Raw genomic sequence first — 21,345 nt, 5'->3', positions numbered from 1 at the left:
TGGGCTGGGTTGCAGGAAAGTAAGAGACGTCGAACGGGTTGTAGCACAACTACTTCAGCTACTGCCCAGGTCCAGGTTCCAAGCGACCCATGCAAACACAGTGGGCAAACTCTACGCCAACTAATGCGGAAAAAACAAGCCCCGCTCATAGCCCCGTGTTTGCTTGGCTTCGTGCCACTTCGATGAATATAAGTCCACAGGCTTATTCGATAGAATCACTCACTTGTTATAGGTCGAACCAAGTAATAATTCCTATCGTGAATGCACTGTTATATGGCGGTCGCGTTACAGTTTAGTGCGCGTTTACGCGACCTCCGTTACTTATAGAAACAGTTACTCAGCCGCGATAGTAGCGCTGTGGCACAAATGGCAATTTACTTACACGAACCGGCACCTTTTTCCCACGCACCAAGGCAAAGACTTGCGTGTCCAGAGCGGTGAAGGCGCTGTTCAGGTAACCCATGGCCAGGGGGGCGCCCAAGCTCGGGCCGAAGCCGCCGCTGCAGACATGGCCGATCACGGCGCCGTCTTCGCCGACCAGCTCAGCGCCTTCACGTACAGGCGTGCGCTCCTGAGGCAGCAGGCCCACGCGCTTGCGATCCACGCCGACTTGTTGCTGGGTGAAGATCCGATCAGCGCCCGGAAAACCGCCGGCACGCGCGCCGTCGGCGCGGCGTGCCTTGGAGATTGCCCATAGCAGGCTGGCTTCGATCGGCGTGGTCTCAGTATTCATGTCATGGCCGTAGAGGCACAGCCCGGCTTCCAGGCGCAGGGAATCGCGGGCGCCCAGGCCGATGGGTTGCACTTCGGTCTCGGCCAACAGGCTGCGCGCCAGGCTTTCGGCGCTCGCGGCCGGCACGGAAATTTCAAAACCGTCTTCGCCGGTGTAGCCGGAGCGGCTGACATAGCAATCCACACCCAGCAGGCGCACGGCGGCGAACTGCATAAACGTCATCCTGGTCACTTCCGGCGCCAGGCGCGCCAGCACCTTCACCGCCGCCGGGCCTTGCAGAGCCAGCAGGGCACGCTCTGCAAACAACGGCTCGATGGTGCATTGGTCGCCGATGTGCTTGCGCAGGTGAGCCAGGTCCTGATCCTTGCAGGCCGCGTTGACCACCAGGAACAGTTCGTCGTTACCCAGGTTCGCCACCATCAGGTCATCGAGGATGCCACCCTGATCGTTGGTAAACATCGCGTAGCGCTGCATGCCCACCGGCAGGTCAATGATGTCGACCGGTACGAGGGTTTCCAGGGCCTTGGCGGCATTGGCGCCGGTCAGACGGATCTGACCCATGTGGGACACATCGAACAACCCGGCCTGATCACGGGTGTGCTGGTGTTCCTTCATCACACCCAGCGGGTATTGCACCGGCATGTCGTAGCCGGCAAAGGGCACCATGCGGGCGCCAAGCTCGATGTGCAGGGCATGCAATGGGGTTTTCAACAGGGTTTCGGTGGACATGTTCAGCTCCTGAAAAACATATTGCCGCGCCTTCGGGCGTCAGCACTCGATAATGTTGACTGCCAAACCGCCACGGGCGGTTTCTTTGTATTTGCTCTTCATATCGGCGCCGGTCTGGCGCATGGTGCGGATGACCTTGTCGAGGGATACGAAATGTTGCCCGTCACCGCGCAAAGCCATGCGCACCGCGTTGATCGCCTTCACCGAGCCCATCGCGTTGCGCTCAATGCAGGGCACTTGCACCAGGCCGCCAATCGGGTCGCAGGTCAGGCCAAGGTTGTGCTCCATGCCGATCTCGGCGGCGTTTTCCACTTGCGAAACACTGCCGCCCAGCACTTCGCACAATGCGCCGGCGGCCATGGAGCAGGCCACGCCGACTTCGCCCTGACAGCCGACTTCGGCGCCGGAGATCGACGCATTTTCCTTGTACAGGATGCCGATGGCGGCAGCGGTGAGCAGAAAACGCACCACGCCGTCTTCGTTCGCTCCTGGGATAAAGCGCATGTAGTAATGCAGCACCGCCGGAATGATTCCGGCCGCACCGTTGGTGGGCGCTGTGACCACGCGCCCGCCGTTGGCGTTTTCTTCGTTGACCGCCAGGGCATACAGGTTGACCCAATCAAGCACCGACAACGGATCGCGCAACGCCGATTCCGGGTTTTTGCACAGTTGACGATGCAGGGCTGCCGCGCGGCGCTTGACCTTCAACCCCCCGGGCAAAATGCCTTCGTTGCGACAGCCAGCGTCAACACAGTCCTGCATGACCTGCCAGATCTTCAGCAGGCCGGCCCGGGTTTCCGCCTCCGGACGCCATGCGCTTTCGTTGGTCAGCATCACCTGGCTGATGGACAACCCGTACGTCGCGCAATGCCCCAGCAGATCCTTGGCACTCTTGAATGGAAAGGTCAGCGGTGTGGCGTCTTCAACAATCCGGTCAGCGCCGGCGGCCCCTTCATCCACCACAAAGCCCCCGCCGACCGAGTAATACTCGCGGCTGCGGATTTGTAGACCGGCGGCATCGAAAGCGCGAAAGATCATGCCGTTGGGATGATAGGCGAGGGGTTTGCGGATCATCGCCAGGTGTTCTTTCTCGTTGAACGCGATGCGGTGTTCGCCGAGCAGATTCAAACGGCCATCGCTGCGCATCTGTGTCAGGCGCGTGGCGACGGTTTCAGTATTCACGGTGTCCGGGTGTTCGCCTTCCAGGCCCAGCAGCACGGCTTTGTCGCTGCCGTGGCCTTTGCCGGTGGCGCCCAGCGAGCCATAGAGTTCCACCTTGACGCTGGTGGTGGCGCTCAACAGGCCGTCGCGCTTGAGCCCCTCGACGAATCGAGCGGCGGCGCGCATCGGGCCGACGGTGTGGGAACTGGAGGGGCCGATGCCAATCTTGAACAGGTCGAACACGCTTAAAGACATGAGTGGTTCTCCGGTTTCTTGTTATAGGAGCAGCGGCAAGCTCCAAGCCACAAGCTGCAAGAAAGAGCCATTCGGCTTTTAACTTGCAGCTGGTAGCTTGCCGCTTACAACTGCTTTAGGCATAAAGCTCGATCGACGGGCACGCACACACCAGGTTGCGATCGCCAAACACGTTGTCGACCCGGCCAACCGGTGGCCAGTACTTGCCGTCGATCAACGAGGCCACCGGGTACACCGCCTGTTCACGGCTGTACGGGTGGCTCCATTCGCCCACCAGTTCGGCCGCAGTGTGTGGCGCGTTCTTGAGCGGGTTGTCGTCTTTATCCAGGGTGCCGTTTTCCACCGCGCGAATTTCTTCGCGGATGGCGATCATCGCGTCGCAGAAACGGTCCAGCTCTTCCTTGGATTCGCTCTCGGTCGGTTCGATCATCAGGGTGCCCGCCACCGGGAACGACATGGTCGGGGCATGGAAACCAAAGTCGATCAGACGCTTGGCCACGTCATCCACGCTGATGCCGCTGCTGTCCTTGAGCGGGCGCAGGTCCAGGATGCACTCGTGCGCCACCAGGCCGTTGCTGCCGGTGTACAGCACGGGGTAGTGCTCTTCGAGGCGACGGGAAATGTAGTTGGCGTTCAGGATCGCCAACTGCGAAGCGCGCTTGAGGCCCGCGCCGCCCATCATGCTGATATACATCCATGTGATCGGCAGGATGCTCGCGCTGCCGAATGGCGCCGCGCACACCGCGCCTTCCTTGCGTTCCATGGCCGCATGGCCCGGCAGGAATGGCGTGAGGTGCGATTTGACGCCAATCGGGCCGACGCCCGGGCCGCCACCGCCGTGGGGAATGCAGAACGTTTTGTGCAGGTTCAGATGGGACACATCGCCGCCGAACTTGCCCGGTGCGCACAGGCCGACCATGGCGTTCATGTTGGCGCCGTCGATGTACACCTGGCCGCCGTTGTCGTGGATGATCGCGCAGATTTCGCGGATGCCTTCTTCGAACACGCCGTGGGTGGACGGGTAGGTGATCATCAGTGCGGCCAGGTGCTCGCGATGCTCGATGGCTTTAGCGCGCAGGTCTTCGATGTCGACGTTGCCACGGGCGTCGCAGGCGGTGACGACCACGCGCATACCGGCCATGTTGGCGGTGGCCGGGTTGGTACCGTGGGCCGACGAGGGGATCAGGCAGATATCGCGACGGGCTTCGCCACGGCTCTGATGGTAGGCACGGATCGCCAGCAGACCGGCGTATTCACCCTGGGAACCGGCGTTCGGTTGCAGGGAGATAGCATCGTAGCCGGTGGCTGCGCAGAGCATGGCTTCCAGGTCCGCGGTCAGTTGCTGGTAGCCGGCGCTTTGCTCGGCCGGAGCGAATGGGTGCAGGGCACCGAACTCGGCCCAGGTCACCGGGATCATCTCGCTGGCGGCATTGAGCTTCATGGTGCACGAACCCAGCGGGATCATGGTGCGGTCCAGCGCCAGGTCTTTGTCGGCCAGTTTGCGCAGGTAGCGCATCAATTCGGTTTCGGAGTGATAACGGTTGAACACCGGGTGGCTAAGGATCGCCGACTGACGCAGCAGCGTCGCCGGCAGGCAGCTGTCGACCTGGGCATCGAAGGCGGGCAGGGCCTTGCCGTCGGCGAAGATCGCCCACAGCGCCTGGATGTCGGCTTGGGTGGTGGTTTCATCGACCGACAGGCCGACCCGCTCGGCGTCGACCACCCGCAGGTTGATGCGCTGGGCACGGGCCTTGTCGTGAAGGGCGGCGGTGGCGGCACCGGTGTTGAGGGTCAGGGTGTCGAAGAAGTGCGCTTGCTCGACCTTAACGCCCAGAGCGGTCAGGCCCTTGGCGAGGATGGCGGTCAATTGGTGAATGCGCTGGGCGATCTGCGTCAGGCCTTTAGGGCCGTGGTACACCGCATACATGCTGGCGATGTTGGCCAGCAGCACTTGAGCGGTGCAGATGTTGGACGTGGCTTTCTCGCGGCGGATATGTTGCTCGCGGGTCTGCATGGCCAGGCGCAGGGCCGGCTTGCCGAAACGGTCCACGGACACGCCGACCAGACGGCCCGGCATGTCGCGCTTGAACGCATCCTTGGTGGAGAAGTAGGCGGCGTGCGGCCCACCAAAGCCCAGCGGTACACCGAAGCGTTGTGCGCTGCCGATGGCCACGTCGGCGCCGAGTTCGCCCGGTGGGGTCAACAGGGTCAGTGCCAGCAGGTCGGCAGCCACGGCCACCAGGGCGTTGGCGGCATGGAAGCGCTCGGTCAGCTCGCGGTAGTCGAACACATCGCCATTGCTGGCCGGGTATTGCAGCAGGGCGCCGAAGAATGGGCTGGCGTCGCTCAGTTCGCGTTCGTCGCCCACCACCACGTCGATGCCCAATGGCTCGGCACGGGTGCGCAGCACGTCAAGGGTCTGCGGGTGGCTGTGGATCGAGGCGAAGAAGGCATTGCTGCCTTTGTTCTTGCTCAAGCGCTTGCAGAAGGTCATGGCTTCGGCGGCGGCGGTGGCTTCGTCGAGCAGCGATGCGTTGGCGATCGGCAGGCCGGTGAGGTCGCTGATCAGGGTCTGGAAATTCAGCAGCGCTTCCAGGCGGCCCTGGGAAATCTCCGGCTGGTAGGGGGTGTAGGCGGTGTACCAGGCCGGGTTTTCCAGGAGGTTGCGCAGGATCGGCGACGGCGTGTGGCAGTTGTAGTAACCCTGGCCGATGTAGGTCTTGAACAGTTGGTTCTGGCCGGCGATGGCTTTGATCCGCGCCAGCGCCTCGGCTTCGCTCAGGCCGTCTTCCAGGCCGAGCACGCTGGTGCCCTTGATGCTTTCCGGGATGACGCTGGCGCTCAGGGCTTCCAGGGAGTCAAAGCCCAGGCTGGCGAGCATGTGCTGCTCGTCTGCCTGGCGCGGGCCGATGTGGCGGGCGATGAATTCGTTGGCGGTGCTCAATTCAATGGTCATGGCGCGCTCCTCAGGCTTCAGCGTTGGCTTTGATCAGGCGGTCGTACGCATCCTGATCCAACAGCTTAGCCACTGCATTGGCATCGGCCGGTTTAAAGCGGAAGAACCAACCTTCGCCCAGTGGGTCTTCATTGACCAGTTCCGGGCTGTCACTGAGTTTGTCGTTCACTTCGAGCACGTCACCGTCCAACGGCATGTACACGCCGCTGGCGGCTTTGACCGATTCGACGGTGGATGCTTCGGCGCCCTTATCGTAAGTCTGCAACTCCGGCAGTTGTACGAAAACCACATCACCCAGCGCGTTCTGAGCGAAAGCGGTGATGCCCACGGTGACGCTGCCATCGGCTTCGGCGCGCAGCCATTCGTGATCTTCGGTAAAACGCAACTCGCTCATGCAAACTCCTCAGGGCCAGAATTCGTCTGGTGGACGGGATTGGAATAATTAGGAGTTGCTTAGCAAAATCGCGGCCAATGTAATTTAATCTATAAAAATCAAAGGCTTAATAGAATTTGGCGGAAAGGGAGACGCTTTAGCTGTAGCGATTTCGCTACAGCTGGGCTGCTGAAAAAAAGCCTATGTGGATCAAAGCCTTGCATGGCGCGCAAAAAACAGGGTTGTAGCGATATCGTTACGCTGTAGCGCTTTCAGTACAGTGAATGTCGTTCTCAGACCAAACCCTGGCAATGCACACAATGTGGGAGGGGGCTTGCCGGTGTTCCATAGTCAACTCCCCTGCACCCGATGTCAGGGCTTGTTGGGAATACCGTACTTGCGCAGTCGATGGGCAATGGCCGTGTGCGAAGTTTGCAGGCGGCTGGCCAGTTGGCGCGTCGAGGGGTAGCTGGTGTAGAGCTTTTCGAGTAGGTCGCGCTCGAAGTCTTCCACGGCCTGTTCCAGGCTGTCGACCTCACCATCGCTCTGACGCGCGACGGAGGTGCCGGCGATATCCAGGTCGCCGATGTCCACCAGGCTGCTTTCGCAGATCGCCGCCGCGCGAAAGATCACGTTCTGCAACTGGCGCACGTTGCCCGGCCAGCGGTTGCCCAGCAGCGCCGGGTAGGTGCCGGGCGCCAGGCGGCACACCGGACGCTGGATCTGCGCGCAGGCCTGCTGCATGAAATAGCGCGCCAGCAGCAGAATGTCCTGACCACGTTGGCGCAGGGGCGGCACTTCCACGTTGAGCACATTGAGGCGATAGAACAGGTCTTCGCGGAAGGTGCCCTCGCTGACCATTTTTTCCAGGTCGCGGTGCGTGGCGCTGAGGATGCGCACGTTGACCTTCACCTCACGGTCGCCACCGACGCGCCGGAAGCTGCCGTCGTTAAGAAAACGCAGCAATTTGGCTTGCAGGTACGGTGACATTTCGCCGATTTCATCGAGAAATACCGTGCCCTGGTTGGCCAGCTCCATGAGCCCCGGTTTGCCGCCGCGCTGCGCGCCGGTAAAGGCGCCGGGGGCGTAGCCGAACAATTCGCTCTCGGCCAGGTTTTCCGGCAGCGCCGCGCAGTTCAACGCCAGGAACGGCGCACTGGCGCGTGCGCTGATGGCGTGGCAGGCGCGGGCCACCAGTTCCTTGCCGGTACCGGTTTCGCCCTGGATCAACAACGGCGCGTCCAGCGCCGCCACCCGTTGTGCGCGGGCCTTGAGCGTGCGGATGACCGGGGACTCGCCCAGCAGCGCATCGAAGCCTTCGGCATGGTCGTGGTGCAGGGCCGACAGTTGTTCGCCGATGCGGTTGGGCTGGTAGAGGGTGAGCAGGGCGCCGGCGTCGGTGATGGGTGTGGCGTCAAGCAACCAGGTTTGGCCATTCACGCTGATTTCGCGCAGCGGCAGGCGAAAGCCCACCTCCAGCAAGGTCTCCAGCAGGGCCGCGTCATTGAGCAGCGCGCTGATGCTTTCGCCGGCCGGTTCGCGCCCGTACAGCGCGATCAACGCCGGGTTGGCCAGCAGGATCTTGCCGGCGCTGTCCACGGCCAGCACCGGGTCGGTCATGGCGGCCAGCAGGGCGTCGAGTTGCAGGTGGCGGCGTTGGCCGGGGAGGATGTCCACCACGGTCACTGCCTGCACGCCCTGCACGCTGAACAGCGCGTCACGCAGTTCTTCAAGTACTTCGGCACTCAACGTCGGTGCATCGATATAGACGTTGGGCGGCACCATTTCCACCGCATCCAGGTTGAGGTTACGCCCACCGAGCAAGGCCAGGACTTCCTGGGTAATGCCGACGCGGTCGATGAAGCTGACGTGGATACGCATGAGGTGGCGTTGGATTCTGGGATGCGGAGGGTGCCCAGTATGCCTTGCAGGCGATAGAGATCAAACTGGGAGGGAGCTTGCCCCTCCCACAGATCGAACGGTAGTGGGTCAGCGCGACCGGATTATCCCAGGTGTTCGGGTTTGACCGGATCGCCCGATTTCACGTCCAACTGATGCCGCACGTCCTCGAACATCAGGTCGTACTGCTTGTGCATTGAGCCATTGAGTACGGCCATCTTCGGCATCCCATATTTCTGCGCAATGTTCATCGCATGCCGGGCAAAGTCGAAGGCCTGGTCTTTGGGCAAAAAGAACTCTTCCTTGAGGTCCTGGCCCTGGACCGAACCGTGCAGTTTGAACAGCATGCCCTTACCTTCCTTTGGGTCCTGGCTGACTTCGTAATCGATGCACAGGTTGTAGCTGTAGTCATCCTTGTTCAACGCGTGGCGTTCGACGTGCAAGTGTCCCGGTTCAAAGGTAGCCATAGGCGAATCTCCTCTACTTCACAGATAGGTGATGCCAGGTGTCGCCGTGCTGATGCGCGTACCGGCGGTGCCCTGGACGATGGCTTCGATGTCCGAGAGTGAACCGATCACGGCGGTTTTGCCAGTGCGGCGGGCGAACTCGCAGGCGGCCTGTACCTTGGGCCCCATGGAGCCGGCGGCGAAGCCGAGTTTTTCCATGTCGTCGGGGTGGGCCTGGCCGATGGCCTTCTGGGTCGGCTTGCCATAATCGATAAAGGCTGCGTTGACGTCGGTGGCGATCACCAGCAAGTCCGCGTCCAGTTGTGTGGCCAGCAGCGACGAGCACAGGTCTTTGTCGATCACGGCCTCGATGCCCTGCAGTTTGCCGTCTTCGCCATACATCGTCGGGATGCCGCCGCCGCCGGCGCAGATCACGATGGCGCTTTTTTCCAGCAGCCACTTGATCGGGCGAATTTCAAAGATGCGTTTGGGGCGTGGGCTGGCGACCACGCGGCGGTATTTATCGCCGTCCGGGGCAATCGCCCAGCCTTTTTCAGCGGCGAGTTTTTCCGCTTCGTCCTTGGAATACACGGGGCCGATGGGCTTGGTGGGGTGCTTGAACGCCGGGTCGTTGGCGTCGACTTCCACCTGGGTGAGCAGGGTGGCGAACGGCACTTCAAAGTCCAGCAGGTTGCCCAGCTCCTGTTCGATGATGTAGCCGATCATGCCTTCGGTCTCGGCGCCCAGCACGTCCAGCGGGTAGGGCGAGACGCTGGTGTAGGCCGCCGCCTGCAACGACAGCAGGCCGACCTGCGGGCCATTGCCGTGGGCGATCACCAGCTCGTTGCCGGGGTGGATCTTGGCGATCTGTTCGGTGGCGATGCGGATATTGGCGCGTTGGTTGTCCGCGGTCATGGGTTCACCACGGCGGAGCAGGGCGTTACCGCCCAGGGCTACGACGATGCGCATAAAGAATGTCCTTCCAAAGTTCGATGTTGCGAACACAGGACCAATGTGGGCGGGGGCAGGCCCCTCCCACACTTCACCCGTGTAGCCTTTAGATATCCGCCAGCGCCGATACCAGAATCGCCTTGATGGTGTGCATGCGGTTTTCCGCCTGCTCAAAGGCGATGTTGGCCGGCGACTCGAACACCTCTTCGGTCACCTCCACACCATTGGCCAGGTTCGGGTAGCGCGCGGCGATGTCTTTGCCGACCTTGGTTTCGCTGTTGTGGAACGCCGGCAGGCAGTGCATGAATTTCACCCGAGGGTTGCCCGAGGCTTTCATCATCTGGGCGTTGACCTGGTACGGCAGCAGTTGCTCGATGCGCTCGTCCCACGCTTCCACCGGTTCGCCCATGGACACCCAGATATCGGTGTGGATGAAGTCCACGCCTTTCACGGCTTCTTTGGGGTCTTCGGTGATGGTGATGCGTGCGCCACTTTCTTCAGCGAAAGCCTGGCACTGCTTGATGAAATCTTCGTGCGGCCACAGGGCCTTCGGCGCGCCGATGCGCACGTCCATGCCGAGCTTGGCGCCGATCATCAGCAGCGAGTTGCCCATGTTGTAGCGCGCGTCGCCCAGGTAGGCGTAGCTGATGTCATGCAGCGGTTTGTCGCTATGTTCGCGCATGGTCAGTGTGTCGGCGATCATTTGGGTGGGGTGGAACTCGGCGGTGAGGCCGTTGAACACCGGCACGCCGGCAAACTTGGCCAGTTCTTCGACGATTTCCTGTTCGAAGCCACGGTACTCGATGGCATCGAACATCCGGCCAAGCACGCGCGCGGTGTCTTTCATGCTTTCTTTGTGGCCGATCTGCGACGACACGGGGTCGATGTAGGTGACGTGCGCGCCCTGGTCATGGGCCGCCACTTCGAACGCGCAGCGGGTGCGGGTGGAGGTTTTTTCGAAAATCAGCGCGATGTTCTTGCCTTGCAGGTGCGGACGCTCAGTGCCGGTGTACTTGGCGCGCTTGAGGTCGCGGGACAGGTCCAGCAGGTAATGCAGCTCACGGGTGGTGTGGTGCATCAGCGACAGCAGGCTGCGGTTGCGCATATTGAAAGCCATGATGGATCTCCTTCTGTTTAGGTTATCCCCATGGCCGGCGCCTTATGAGCGGCGGCCATGGCTTGAAATTAGTAGTCGATTGGGTCGCGGATGATCGGGCAGGTCATGCAGTGGCCGCCGCCACGGCCACGGCCGAGTTCACCGGCGCTGATGGTGATGACTTCCACGCCGGCCTTGCGCAGCAGGGTATTGGTGTAGGTGTTGCGGTCGTAGCCGATTACCACGCCCGGCTCCACGGCCACCACGTTGTTGCCGTCGTCCCACTGCTCGCGCTCGGCGGCAAAGCTGTTGCCGCCGGTCTCGACCACGCGCAGGGCCTTGAGGTTGAGCGCCGCGGCCACGGTCTCGACGAAGTTGGTTTTTTCCCGCTGGATATCGATACCGTGCGGCTTGCTCTCGTCAGGACGCAGGGTAAACGGCACGATCTGATTGACCACTTCGGGGAAGACGGTGACCAGGTCGCGGTCGCAGAAGCTGAACACGGTGTCCAGGTGCATCGCTGCGCGGGACTTCGGCAGGCCGGCGACGATCACGCGCTCCACGGCGTTGTTCTTGAACAGGTTGCGCGCCAGCTGGCCGATGGCCTGGTGGGACGAGCGCTCGCCCATGCCGATCAATACCACGCCATTGCCGATCGGCATCACGTCACCGCCTTCAAGCGTGGCGGCGCCATGCTCCTGGTCAGGGTCGCCGTACCAGATCTGGAAGTCGGCGTTGGTGAACTCGGGGTGGAATTTGTAGATGGCGCTGGTCAGCAGGGTTTCCTGACGTCGCGCCGGCCAGTACATCGGGTTGAGGGTCACGCCGCCGTAGATCCAGCAGGTGGTGTCGCGGGTGAACTGAGTGTTGGGCAGCGGCGGCAGGATGAAGCTGGAGTGGCCGAGGAATTCGCGGAACATCTCGATGGTGCGGCCACCGAAGCTGCTCGGCAGGTCATCGGCCGACACGCCGCCGATCAGGAACTCGGCGATTTTGCGCGGCTCCAGGCTGCGCAGCCAGGAGCCGACTTCATCGACCAGGCCCAGGCCTACCGTGTTGGCGGTGATCTTGCGCGCCAGGATCCAGTCCAGCGCCTCGGGGAGGGCGACGATATCGGTCAGCAGGTTGTGCATTTCCAGCACATCAATGTCCCGCTCGCGCATCTTGGTGACGAAATCGAAATGGTCGCGCTTGGCCTGCGCCACCCACAGCACGTCATCGAACAGCAGTTCATCGCAGTTGTTGGGGGTCAGCCGCTGGTGGGCCAAACCGGGGGAGCACACCATGACTTTGCGCAGTTTGCCGGCTTCGGAGTGGACGCCGTACTTCACTTTTTCCGTGGTCATTTCAGATCCTCCAATGAACAACAATTACAAGGTCAGGAAGCCGTCGTAGAGCCCGTAGGCAGCCACCAGGGCGCCTATGACTACCGCGGCGAAAATCAGCTTCTCGACGTTGGTGAAAATCGGTTTGCCCAGTTCATGCTTGGCCTTGGCGAACAGAATCGCGCCGGGCGCATAGAGCAGGGCGGACAGCAGCAGGTACTTGATGCCGCCGGCGTAGAGCAGCCAGATCGCGTAGATCAGCGCGACGGCGCCGATGAACAGGTCTTTTTTGCGCTCGGCCAGGGCGTTTTCGTAGGTCTCGCCACGCACCGCCAGCAGCAGCGCGTAGGCCGCCGACCACAGGTAAGGCACCAGGATCATCGAGGTGGCGAGGTAGATCAGCGAGAGGTACGTACTGGCGGAAAACAGTGTGATTACCAGGAACAGCTGGACCATGGCGTTGGTCAGCCACAGTGCGTTGGTCGGCACGTGGTTGGCGTTTTCCTTGCGCAGGAACGCCGGCATGGTGTGGTCCTTGGCGGCGGCGAACATGATCTCCGCGCACAGCAGCACCCATGACAGCAACGCGCCCAGCAGCGAGATAATCAGGCCGACGCTGATCAACACCGCGCCCCAGTGGCCGACCACGTGCTCCAGCACAGCGGCCATCGATGGGTTCTGCAGCTTGGCCAGTTCCGGTTGGGTCATGATGCCCAGGGACAGCACGTTCACCAGCATCAGGAACAACAGCACCGTGATGAACCCGATCACGGTGGCCTTGCCCACGTCACTGCGTTTTTCAGCGCGTGCCGAGAAGATGCTCGCGCCCTCGATGCCGATGAACACCCATACGGTGACCAGCATCATGTTGCGCACCTGGTTCATCACACTGCCCAGGTCCGGGTTTTTCACGCCCCAGATGTCAGCGGTGAAGATGTCCAGCTTGAACGCGAACAGGGCGATCAACACGAACAGCACCAGCGGCACCACCTTGGCGACGGTGGTCACCAGGTTGATGAACGCCGCTTCCTTGATGCCGCGCAGCACCAGGAAATGCACGGCCCACAGCAACACCGAGGCGCCGATCACCGCCGCTGGCGTATTGCCTTCGCCGAAGATCGGAAAGAAATAGCCCAGGGTGCTGAATAACAGCACGAAGTAGCCGACGTTACCCAGCCAGGCGCTGATCCAATAACCCCAGGCCGATGAGAAGCCCATGTAGTCGCCAAACCCGGCCTTGGCGTAGGCGTACACGCCGCCGTCGAGGTCGGGCTTGCGATTGGCCAGGGTCTGGAACACGAATGCCAGGGTCAGCATGCCGATCGCGGTAATGACCCAGCCGATCAATACCGCGCCCACATCGGCGCTCGCGGCCATGTTTTGCGGCAGTGAAAAGATGCCGCCGCCGATCATCGAACCGACGACAAGTGCAACCAGGGCGCCTAATCGAAGTTTTCCGGGAGATTCAGACATTGCATGACTCCAATGCAGGAGAAGAGAGGCCACAGAATAAATCCGTAAGCTGATCAAACAGCTGACTCAGATCACTTCATTGGCACATTCCATTGCGAATTAATGACTTAACGGCGACCCTGTACGCACGGATTTTCCCGCAGAGGCTTGTTCCAGAGCGCTTTGTGCGTTGGAATTAATCATTTAGTGCAAGGCATGGGGTTTGAAGCTAGACGGGATTGCCAAATGTGCAAACTTTTTCGACGCTGACCGCGAACAAGCGCGCAATGATTTAAAGTGTGCGCCGTATTTAAATTCTAAATAAGCCTAAACTCGAACATCTGTCATGCGCTTGCGTTATGAGCATGGCGAAATAGTGGCGCCGTAAACAAGCGCTACACTCGCTTAGTTAAATTAAGTTGGGTGCACAGTTGTCGACTCAAGTGGTTATTCAGTCAGGAGTACTCATGTCTCAAACAAGCGAGAAACTTCGCCTCAGCGGCCTGATCGCGCTGGTGGTGGGGTCCATGATCGGTGGGGGAATTTTCTCGTTGCCGCAGAACATGGCGGCACGTGCCGAAGTGGGCGCGGTGTTGATCGGCTGGGCGATCACTGCCGTGGGCATGCTGACCCTGGCCTTCGTGTTCCAGACCCTGGCCAACCGCAAACCGGAGCTGGACTCCGGGGTGTATGCCTACGCCAAGGCCGGCTTTGGCGACTACATGGGCTTCTCATCGGCCTGGGGTTACTGGATCAGCGCCTGGATGGGTAACGTCGGCTACTTCGTCTTGCTGTTCAGCACCCTCGGCTATTTCTTCCCGGCCTTCGGTCAGGGCAACACCCCGGTGGCCATCGGCTGCGCTTCGTTGTTGCTGTGGGCTGTGCATTTCCTAGTGCTGCGCGGCATCAAGGAAGCGGCGTTCATCAACCAGATCACCACCATCGCGAAAATCGTCCCGCTGCTGATGTTTATCGTGATCGCCGCCGTGGCGTTCAAGGCTGACGTGTTCACCCGGGATATCTGGGGCCTGGGCAACCCGCAGATCGGCGGGGTGGTGGAGCAGGTGCGCAACATGATGCTGGTCACCGTGTTTGTGTTTATCGGCATTGAAGGCGCCAGCGTGTATTCGGCGCGGGCCGAGAAACGTGCCGACGTAGGGCGAGCCACGGTGATCGGTTTTCTCGGCGTGCTGGCGCTGTTAGTGCTGGTGAATGTGCTGTCCCTGGGTATCATGAGCCAGCCGGAGTTGGCGGGGCTGCAGAACCCGTCGCTGGCCGGGGTGCTTGAGCGCATCGTCGGGCCGTGGGGCGCGCTGTTGATCAGCGTCGGGCTGGCAGTGTCGCTGCTCGGTGCGTTGCTGTCCTGGGCACTGTTGTGCGCGGAAATTCTGTACGCCACGGCCCATGACAAGACCATGCCGGCGTTCCTCAAAAAGGAAAACGCCAACCAGGTGCCGGTCAACGCGCTGTGGCTGACCAACCTGATGATCCAGGCATTCCTGGTGATCACGCTGTTTTCCCACAGCACCTACACCAAGCTGATCTACCTGGCTTCTTCGATGATTCTGGTGCCGTACCTGTGGTCGGCGGCGTACGCAGTGTTGCTGAGCGGGCGCGGCGAGACCTATCAAGACGCGCCCCGCGAGCGCCTCAAAGACTTGCTTATCGGCCTGATTGCCCTCGGTTATGCGATCTGGCTGCTGTATGCCGGAGGTCTGAAGTACCTGCTGTTGTCGGCGTTGCTCTATGCGCCCGGTGTGATCCTGTTCGCCCTGGCCAAGCGCGAACAGGCTCTACCGTTGTTTACCCATGTGGAAAAAGGCATTTTCAGCTGCGTGATCGCCGGCGCGGGCCTGGCGGCATACGGGTTATACAGCGGGGTATTGTCATTGTGACGGGCAGCCGTACGCCTGGACGGTCGATCACCACTGTGGCCGATGTGAACCCAATTCTACGGCCGGCCGATCCCATTGTAGCGGTGTGCCGTTGATGCTCACGGGGGGCAGCAGCCGGTGCGCCGGGCCCCAATGGGTGTGTTCGACCAGCAGCCCCAGGTCGCCTGGCTCCTCGGGCCTCAGCGCCGGTTCCTGCGGCACTTGCCCTGCTTCCATCAGCAGCTTTGCCGTACGCGCCAGGGACAAGCGCACCGATCCACCACGTCCGGACTGCAAGCGTTCGCGCAATGCCTGCAGCGCGCTGGCGGCCATGAGGTAGCCGGTGCCGTGGTCCAGCGCCTGCACTGGCAACGGCAGCGGTTTGTCCGCCTGTTGCCAGGCCATGCCCGCCTCGGCGATGCCGCAGCTCATCTGCACCAGGCTGTCGAAGCCGCGGCGGTTGCGCCATGGGCCGCTCCAGCCATAGGCGTTAAGGCTCACGTCGATCAGGCCGGGGGCCAGGCGTTGCAGGCTGTCGGCGCTGTAGCCCAAGCGTTCGAGGGCGTCGGCGCGATAACCGTGGAACAAAAGGTCGGCGTCCTTGAGTAAGGCTTCGAACAGCTGCCGACCATCCTGGGTTTTCAAATCCAGCCGCGCGCAGCGTCTGCCCAGGGTCATTTCCGGCACCACACCCGGTTCGTCCCAGGTCGGCGAGTCGATGCGCAGCACATCCGCCCCCAGCCCGGCCAGGAAGCGACTGGCCACCGGGCCGGCCAGGACGCGGGTCAGGTCCAGCACCTTGAGCCCTGCCAGCGGGCGGGCCACCGAGCCGCGCCAGGGTTTGGCCGTGGTGGCCGCAAACGTCTGACGCTGCACCAGCGCCTCGGCATTCACCGCCTGCCCTTGGGGATGTTGCTGCCAGGCCGACCCGGTACGCATCTGCGCGGCACAACCGCCGGCCTCGACCATTGCCTGCTCCAGTTCCGCGGCCTTCCAGGCGGCGACCTTGCCGTCCATCTCGGTGCGATCACGGACCTGGCCCAGCACCTGCTCGGCGGCGGCACGGTGATGGGGCGCGTTGGTGTGCAGACGAATCCAGCCGTCGGCGCTGGCGTAATCGCCGGCCACCGGGTCCCACAGCGGCGGCACATGCCAGCCCAGCGGGCGCAGTGAGGACGAGAACCACCAGGACGCCAGACGTCGGTCCACGCTGACGTCGGGCAGGCGGCCGGTCTGTTGCCGGATCAGCTCGGCCACGGCCTGGCCGGCGGCGCCGAGGCTGGCGCAGGCCAGGTCGGTCACGGCGAAGGCCGAGGGCAGGGCGCCGGCGCCGGTCAGAGGCAGCGGCGTTTGCGGTAGATCGAGCGCGGCTTGGATGGAAGTCAGCAGGTCAGTCATCAAAGGCCCTCCGGGAGAAGGACCACTATAGAAGATCAGCCGGCGGGTGTGACAACCCCGGGTTGCAGCGGCAGGTCGAGGCTGGCGATAAAGCCGCCGGTCGGGTGATTGGCCAGCTCCAGGCTGCCGCCGTGGCGTTCCGCCGCTCGCCGTGCGATCGCCAGGCCCAGCCCGTGGCCCTGGGCGGTCTGGCCTGGGGCGCGGTAGAACGGCTCGCCCAGTTGGCTCAGGTGTTCGGCATCAACCCCGGGGCCGTGGTCGCGCACGCTGATCACAATGCGCTCACCCTGACGCTGGGCCTGTAATTCGATGGGCTGGCCCGCAGGGTTGAAGCGCTGGGCATTGCGCAGCAGGTTATCCACCGCCCGCTCGATCATGGTCGGCCAGCCCTTGAGGTGCAGGTCGGCGTCGGTGGTCAGGCGTACCACTTGGTCGGGTGCGCTGAGCTGGGCATCTTTTTGCAAGGTTTTGAGCAACGTGTTGAGGTCCACCTCTTCGGCGCTGGCGTTGTCGGCGTCAACGCGGGCCAATACCAGAATCTCGCTGATCAGCGCCTCCAGGCGGTCGCATTCGCGCGTCAGGCGCGGCCAGAGTCGCTCGCGTTCTTCGGGGCTGGCGCGTTCGGCCAGGGCCAGGGCGATACGCAGACGCGCCAGGGGCGAGCGCAGTTCGTGGGACACGTCGCGCAACAACTGGCGCTGGCTGCCGATCAGGCTTTGCAGGCGGGCGCCCATACGGTTGAAGTCGGTGGCTAATACGCCGAATTCATCGCGCCGATTGGCCAGGCGCGCCAGGCTGTTCTGTTGGTAGGTGGCCTGGCCCAGGTCGTGTACCGCGCCGCGCAGGCGGCTGAGCGGACGGGTAATGGACAAGGTGACGAACAGGCTGAACAGCGTCAGCACCACCAGGGCGATGGCCAGGGCGCTCAAGGGCCAGGCCAGGCTGCTGCGATGCCATTCGTCGAGTTCCGGATGAGGAATGCGGTAGATCAGCAAATAGGTGTCGCCGGTTTTGTCGCTGGTGTACTCGGCGGTCAGGCGGCGCCAGGGCAGGTGGCCGTCCTTGCTGTCGTTTTGCCGGGCTTCGAACGCCGCGGCGCGACGCGGAAAGGTGCCGCGCACCACCGGGTCGCCGCTTTCGTTCAGCACTTGCACATCAATGTGATACTGGCGCTTGCGTTGCTGCAGCAACTCCTGGGCCGCGTCCTCGCCCTGGGCCTCGTAGAGTTGAGTCCACTCCTGGGCCAGGTTGTTGAGGCCAGGGTGGCGGCTGAGAATCCATGCATCCTGATTGAGCATGTGCCCCAGCAGGATCGACAAACCGGCAACCAGGGCGATGGCCAGCCAGAAACTCGCCAGGATCCGCCAGAACAATGAACGCACAGGACACCCTCAAACAGGAAAAGCCCAGTGGCGTGGGCCACTGGGCTGGGAGATTAACGCCAGAGCATTATTGCGCTTTTTGCGGCTGTTGCGCTTTCCAGGCCTGGAATTGCTGCCACTCGGCCCGACGCTCGGCTTGTTTCTTGACGATCTCGTCGTACTTCTTCTGCTGGTCGGGCTTGAGCAGGTTACGGATATCGGCCTGGGTTTTCTGACGCCCGGCATCGATTTCATCCTGCATGGCTTTCTGGTCGGCGGCCGGGAGTTTGGCCAGGTACTTTTTGACCAGATCCTTGCGAGCGTGCCATTGATCGCCCATCAGCTTGCCGATCTGCTCACGCTGTTCTTTGCTCAGGTCCAGTTGGCTGAACGGACCGCCTTTGCCGCGCGGACCGTGTTCGCCGTGACCCGGGCCACCCATCATGTGGCCTTCAGGGCCGCCCATCGGGCCTGGTGTCGGGCCTTCCGGCATGGCCATGGCGACAGTGGGCAGGGCTGCGGCGAACATCAAAGCGATAAGGGTCTTGCGCATGGTGATTCTCCTGTCTCTATTCCGGTGAATCCGGATGTGAGTAGGTTACGCAGACCAAGGTCAGCGGCGGTCAGGTGTGGGTAAAGCTTCGGTAAAGAGCCATACGATGGGCGCTGACATAACTTAAGCGTGCTCTTTTGTAACAGCGCTGCCACGTTCGTCATGAATACGGGCATACTTCGGCGCCTTAGCTGTATGTATATACAGTTAAACTAAATATTGCAGGAACGAATGCTTGTACTTGTGTCAACTACAATTTGACGAGGGCTTGGCCCTATGCAACATTTGCCCTCAATTCAACCCACCAAAATGTTGAGTTCTAAACTTATAAGGGAGGCGTATGGAGTACAGAACTGCAGACGACGTCCTGCGCGCTCACTGGGATGGTCGCTTGCCGGTAAGTCCAAAGAACATTGCCGAGGCGATGGGAATAGAAGTTGAGGCGCTTACCCCGGATGAGCCCGAAAAGTGGCGTGCCACTGAAAGCGGGCATTATTCTTTTCGCGGTGGCAACCCGCTGATTACCTATAACTTCATGGACGCTCCGGTCAGGCAACGTTTCACTATTGCGCATGAGATCGGCCACCACGTATATGGCGACCTGGACGCGCCGCGAGACACCTCGGAGCAGTTCAGCGCCAAGTCGCGGGACCCCAGGGAAGTGGCGGCCAACCGCTTTGCCGCAGCGCTCCTGATGCCGGCGGCATTGGTCAAACATATGGTCATTGAGCAGCGAATCACCGATATCGCAAAGTTGGCCAGTGCGTTCGGGGTCTCTACGGCTGCGATGGAGTTCCGGCTCAAGGCGATTGGGCTTTTATGATTGATAGCAGCGACGATCTGTCTGGCGGCGAGGCTGATAATCCTGGCCTGATCAGTGACTATTTGAGAAGAGAAGCCTGGCGGTTCAGGTGGGAAAAGCGCCTGACCAATGTGACTGTCGCGTTAATCCTATTGTTTTACCTGGCGCTGCTGGGCTTCGTCTTTCTTGGGAATATTCGAATCTCAGCCGGTGTCTGGTATTTCTTCGCCGCCGTTCGCCCGCACAGCGCGGGAGATATTCCGATCATCGTGTCCCTCTCTACAGTGCCTACGCTGCTGCTTATTGCACTGTTGCGCTATTTCCATCATCGGCCCAAAGCTGACCAGGATGATTTACAGGCACCGTTGCCCATCAGCGTCGAGGCTGCCAAGGCAATAATAAAAGCTACTACGGACGCGATGAAAAACAATTGAGATGAACAGTGAGTAAATGCCCGGCCAACATGCCGGGCTTTTTAATCTACAGGCTGTAGTAATAGCCACGGCTGCGCAATGCCACGATGCGTGGCCGGCCATCAGGGTGCGGGCCGATCTTTTTGCGCAGGTTGCTCACGTGCATATCCAGGCTGCGGTCGTACAGGGTGAGCTTGCGGCCCAGGGCGATCTGCGCCAGTTCCTGTTTGTCCAACGGCTCGCCGGGCTGGCGAAGCAGGGCTTCGAGCAGGCGGCTCTCGGAAACGGTGAGGGTGAATTCCTGTTCATCGATGCTGACCACGCCGCGCACCGGGCTGAAACACAGGTCGCCCAGTTCGAGCTGGGTCGACACGGCGGCCGGGTGACTGCGGCGCAGCACAGCGCGCAGGCGTGCAGTCAGTTCCCGAGGGTCGCAGGGTTTGGCCAGATAATCATCGGCGCCCAGCTCCAGGCCGAGGATGCGGTCCAGCGGTTCGCCACGTGCCGAAAGCATCAGCACCGGCAACTCCGGGTGGTCGGTGCGTAACTGCTTGAGCAACTCCAGGCCGCTGCCGTCGGGCAGCATCACGTCCAGCACCACGGCAGCCGGGGCGCTGTCGGCCAAGGCCTTGCGCGCACTCAGGCCATCGTGACACGCACGCACCTGGAAGCCTTCCTGGCTCAACCAACTGGTCAGCAGCTCGCAGAGCTCCTGGTCATCATCTATCAGTAACAGCTCGCTCATGACTCACTCAATTTAGCCATTGTCGACGACGCCGGTGCCCGCCGCTGGCGAAGATCCCGCACAACAGGGCAATCAGAGCGACGGCGCCGCCGGTGACAAACCACTGTTGTTGCTCGGTCAGCCATCGGGTCAAGCCGCCGCCCTGTGCGTCTTTGAGTTGCTGGGCCAGGCGTTGGTTCTCTTGGCGAAGGCGGCTCAGTTGGGCGCTTTCGCGGGTCGCATCCGCGCTTTGCAGTTGCTTGCTCAGTTCTTCACGCTGCCGTTCGCTGTCTTTCAAGCGTTGCTGCAACTCGGTGATCTGGGCGCCGGCACTCAAGGACAAAGGCGTGGAGCCGCCGGTGTTTGAGGGGTCTTCCGCGTGGGCCTTGGCCCCGATCATTAACACTGCCAACAGACACAACTGACGTAAGCGCATCGGAACTCCTGATTCCACACGAATATTCAGAAAGTTGTCGGCAGGTTACCGGGAATAATGAGCAATTAGGAGTGTGCCGAACGCAATAGGTTCGGCACGCCTGCAGGTTAAGGCAGGACTTGCTTGAAAGGCTTGATCACCACGCTGTCATAGACGCCCGCCGCGACGTATGGGTCGGCGTCGGCCCAGGCCCTGGCTTCAGCCAGGGTTGGGAACTCGGCGACGATCAGGCTGCCGGTAAAACCGGCCTCGCCTGGGTCATTGCTCTCGATGGCCGGGTGCGGGCCGGCCAGCACCATACGCCCTTCGGCCTGCAGTTGCTTGAGGCGTTCGACATGGGCCGGGCGCACGGACATGCGTTTTTCCAGGGAGCGGGCAACATCGGTGGCAATGATGGCGTAGAGCATG

19 protein-coding genes are annotated in these 21,345 nt (G+C 61.6%); 3 read left to right on the top strand and 16 right to left on the bottom strand.

What is annotated here, in order from left to right; all coding sequences use genetic code 11:
• Positions 1 to 337: 337 nt before the first annotated feature.
• The 10 genes from gcvT to arcD (QRN10_RS16095) form a co-directional block, all read right to left on the bottom strand.
• A complete protein-coding gene (gene gcvT, locus QRN10_RS16140; RefSeq protein WP_181080067.1) occupies positions 338 to 1,462 on the bottom strand; it encodes a glycine cleavage system aminomethyltransferase GcvT in 1,125 nt (374 codons plus the stop codon).
• A 39-nt stretch (positions 1,463 to 1,501) separates the two neighbouring features.
• Entirely contained in the window at positions 1,502 to 2,878 is a 1,377-nt protein-coding gene (locus QRN10_RS16135; RefSeq protein ID WP_285428705.1) for an L-serine ammonia-lyase, read from the bottom strand.
• A 115-nt stretch (positions 2,879 to 2,993) separates the two neighbouring features.
• Positions 2,994 to 5,834: an aminomethyl-transferring glycine dehydrogenase gene (gene gcvP, locus QRN10_RS16130; RefSeq protein ID WP_285428704.1), complete on the bottom strand. Its 2,841-nt coding sequence runs from the start codon at positions 5,832 to 5,834 to the stop codon at positions 2,994 to 2,996.
• 10 nt (positions 5,835 to 5,844) lie between these two features.
• Positions 5,845 to 6,228, bottom strand: a complete 384-nt coding sequence (gene gcvH, locus QRN10_RS16125) for a glycine cleavage system protein GcvH (protein ID WP_181080070.1) — start codon at positions 6,226 to 6,228, stop codon at positions 5,845 to 5,847.
• 351 nt (positions 6,229 to 6,579) lie between these two features.
• The gene (gene gcsR / locus QRN10_RS16120; protein ID WP_285428703.1) at positions 6,580 to 8,088 is read right to left on the bottom strand and encodes a transcriptional regulator GcsR; all 1,509 of its coding nucleotides are present in this window, start codon (positions 8,086 to 8,088) and stop codon (positions 6,580 to 6,582) included.
• Positions 8,089 to 8,210: 122 nt separating this feature from the next.
• A complete protein-coding gene (locus QRN10_RS16115; protein ID WP_181080072.1) occupies positions 8,211 to 8,573 on the bottom strand; it encodes a DUF5064 family protein in 363 nt (120 codons plus the stop codon).
• An 18-nt stretch (positions 8,574 to 8,591) separates the two neighbouring features.
• The gene (gene arcC, locus QRN10_RS16110; protein ID WP_181080073.1) at positions 8,592 to 9,521 is read right to left on the bottom strand and encodes a carbamate kinase; all 930 of its coding nucleotides are present in this window, start codon (positions 9,519 to 9,521) and stop codon (positions 8,592 to 8,594) included.
• An 88-nt stretch (positions 9,522 to 9,609) separates the two neighbouring features.
• Positions 9,610 to 10,620, bottom strand: a complete 1,011-nt coding sequence (locus QRN10_RS16105) for an ornithine carbamoyltransferase (RefSeq protein ID WP_034100131.1) — start codon at positions 10,618 to 10,620, stop codon at positions 9,610 to 9,612.
• A gap of 68 nt (positions 10,621 to 10,688) precedes the next feature.
• A complete protein-coding gene (arcA, locus tag QRN10_RS16100) occupies positions 10,689 to 11,945 on the bottom strand; it encodes an arginine deiminase (RefSeq protein ID WP_253509139.1) in 1,257 nt (418 codons plus the stop codon).
• Positions 11,946 to 11,969: 24 nt separating this feature from the next.
• Positions 11,970 to 13,397: an arginine-ornithine antiporter gene (gene arcD / locus QRN10_RS16095; RefSeq protein WP_181080075.1), complete on the bottom strand. Its 1,428-nt coding sequence runs from the start codon at positions 13,395 to 13,397 to the stop codon at positions 11,970 to 11,972.
• A 446-nt stretch (positions 13,398 to 13,843) separates the two neighbouring features.
• On the opposite strand from arcD (QRN10_RS16095), the gene arcD (QRN10_RS16090) reads away from it, so the two are divergent.
• Positions 13,844 to 15,271, top strand: coding sequence for an arginine-ornithine antiporter (gene arcD / locus QRN10_RS16090; protein ID WP_253509137.1), 1,428 nt, complete (start codon positions 13,844 to 13,846; stop codon positions 15,269 to 15,271).
• Positions 15,272 to 15,298: 27 nt separating this feature from the next.
• Here the strand turns inward: arcD (QRN10_RS16090) and QRN10_RS16085 are convergent, their stop codons facing one another.
• The 3 genes from QRN10_RS16085 to QRN10_RS16075 form a co-directional block, all read right to left on the bottom strand.
• Entirely contained in the window at positions 15,299 to 16,648 is a 1,350-nt protein-coding gene (locus QRN10_RS16085; protein WP_285428702.1) for a CoA transferase, read from the bottom strand.
• Positions 16,649 to 16,683: 35 nt separating this feature from the next.
• Positions 16,684 to 18,030, bottom strand: a complete 1,347-nt coding sequence (locus tag QRN10_RS16080; RefSeq protein WP_285428701.1) for a sensor histidine kinase — start codon at positions 18,028 to 18,030, stop codon at positions 16,684 to 16,686.
• A 67-nt stretch (positions 18,031 to 18,097) separates the two neighbouring features.
• The gene (locus tag QRN10_RS16075) at positions 18,098 to 18,562 is read right to left on the bottom strand and encodes an LTXXQ domain protein (protein ID WP_181080079.1); all 465 of its coding nucleotides are present in this window, start codon (positions 18,560 to 18,562) and stop codon (positions 18,098 to 18,100) included.
• Between the two features lie 340 nt (positions 18,563 to 18,902).
• Here QRN10_RS16075 and QRN10_RS16070 point away from each other — a divergent pair, with 340 nt between their 5' ends.
• Positions 18,903 to 19,385 (top strand): ImmA/IrrE family metallo-endopeptidase, encoded by a 483-nt coding sequence (locus QRN10_RS16070; protein ID WP_181080080.1) that lies wholly within the window; start codon positions 18,903 to 18,905, stop codon positions 19,383 to 19,385.
• Positions 19,382 to 19,798: a hypothetical protein gene (locus tag QRN10_RS16065; protein WP_181080081.1), complete on the top strand. Its 417-nt coding sequence runs from the start codon at positions 19,382 to 19,384 to the stop codon at positions 19,796 to 19,798. Before QRN10_RS16070 ends, QRN10_RS16065 begins: the two co-directional genes overlap by 4 nt.
• Positions 19,799 to 19,844: 46 nt before the next feature.
• Here QRN10_RS16065 and QRN10_RS16060 read toward each other — a convergent pair whose 3' ends face one another.
• From QRN10_RS16060 to QRN10_RS16050, 3 genes are all read right to left on the bottom strand, one after another.
• Positions 19,845 to 20,522, bottom strand: a complete 678-nt coding sequence (locus tag QRN10_RS16060) for a response regulator transcription factor (protein WP_181080082.1) — start codon at positions 20,520 to 20,522, stop codon at positions 19,845 to 19,847.
• A gap of 7 nt (positions 20,523 to 20,529) precedes the next feature.
• On the bottom strand, positions 20,530 to 20,937 hold the full coding sequence (locus QRN10_RS16055) for an SH3 domain-containing protein (RefSeq protein WP_181080083.1): 408 nt from the start codon (positions 20,935 to 20,937) through the stop codon (positions 20,530 to 20,532).
• 107 nt (positions 20,938 to 21,044) lie between these two features.
• Positions 21,045 to 21,344 (bottom strand): YciI family protein, encoded by a 300-nt coding sequence (locus QRN10_RS16050; RefSeq protein WP_285428699.1) that lies wholly within the window; start codon positions 21,342 to 21,344, stop codon positions 21,045 to 21,047.
• Between the last annotated feature and the right edge of the window lies 1 nt (position 21,345).

The organism is Pseudomonas sp. lyk4-R2A-8, from assembly GCF_030209095.1.
In the GTDB taxonomy this organism is placed as follows: Bacteria; Pseudomonadota; Gammaproteobacteria; order Pseudomonadales; family Pseudomonadaceae; genus Aquipseudomonas; species Aquipseudomonas quebecensis.
This window is presented reverse-complemented; position numbering and strand designations above follow the sequence as displayed.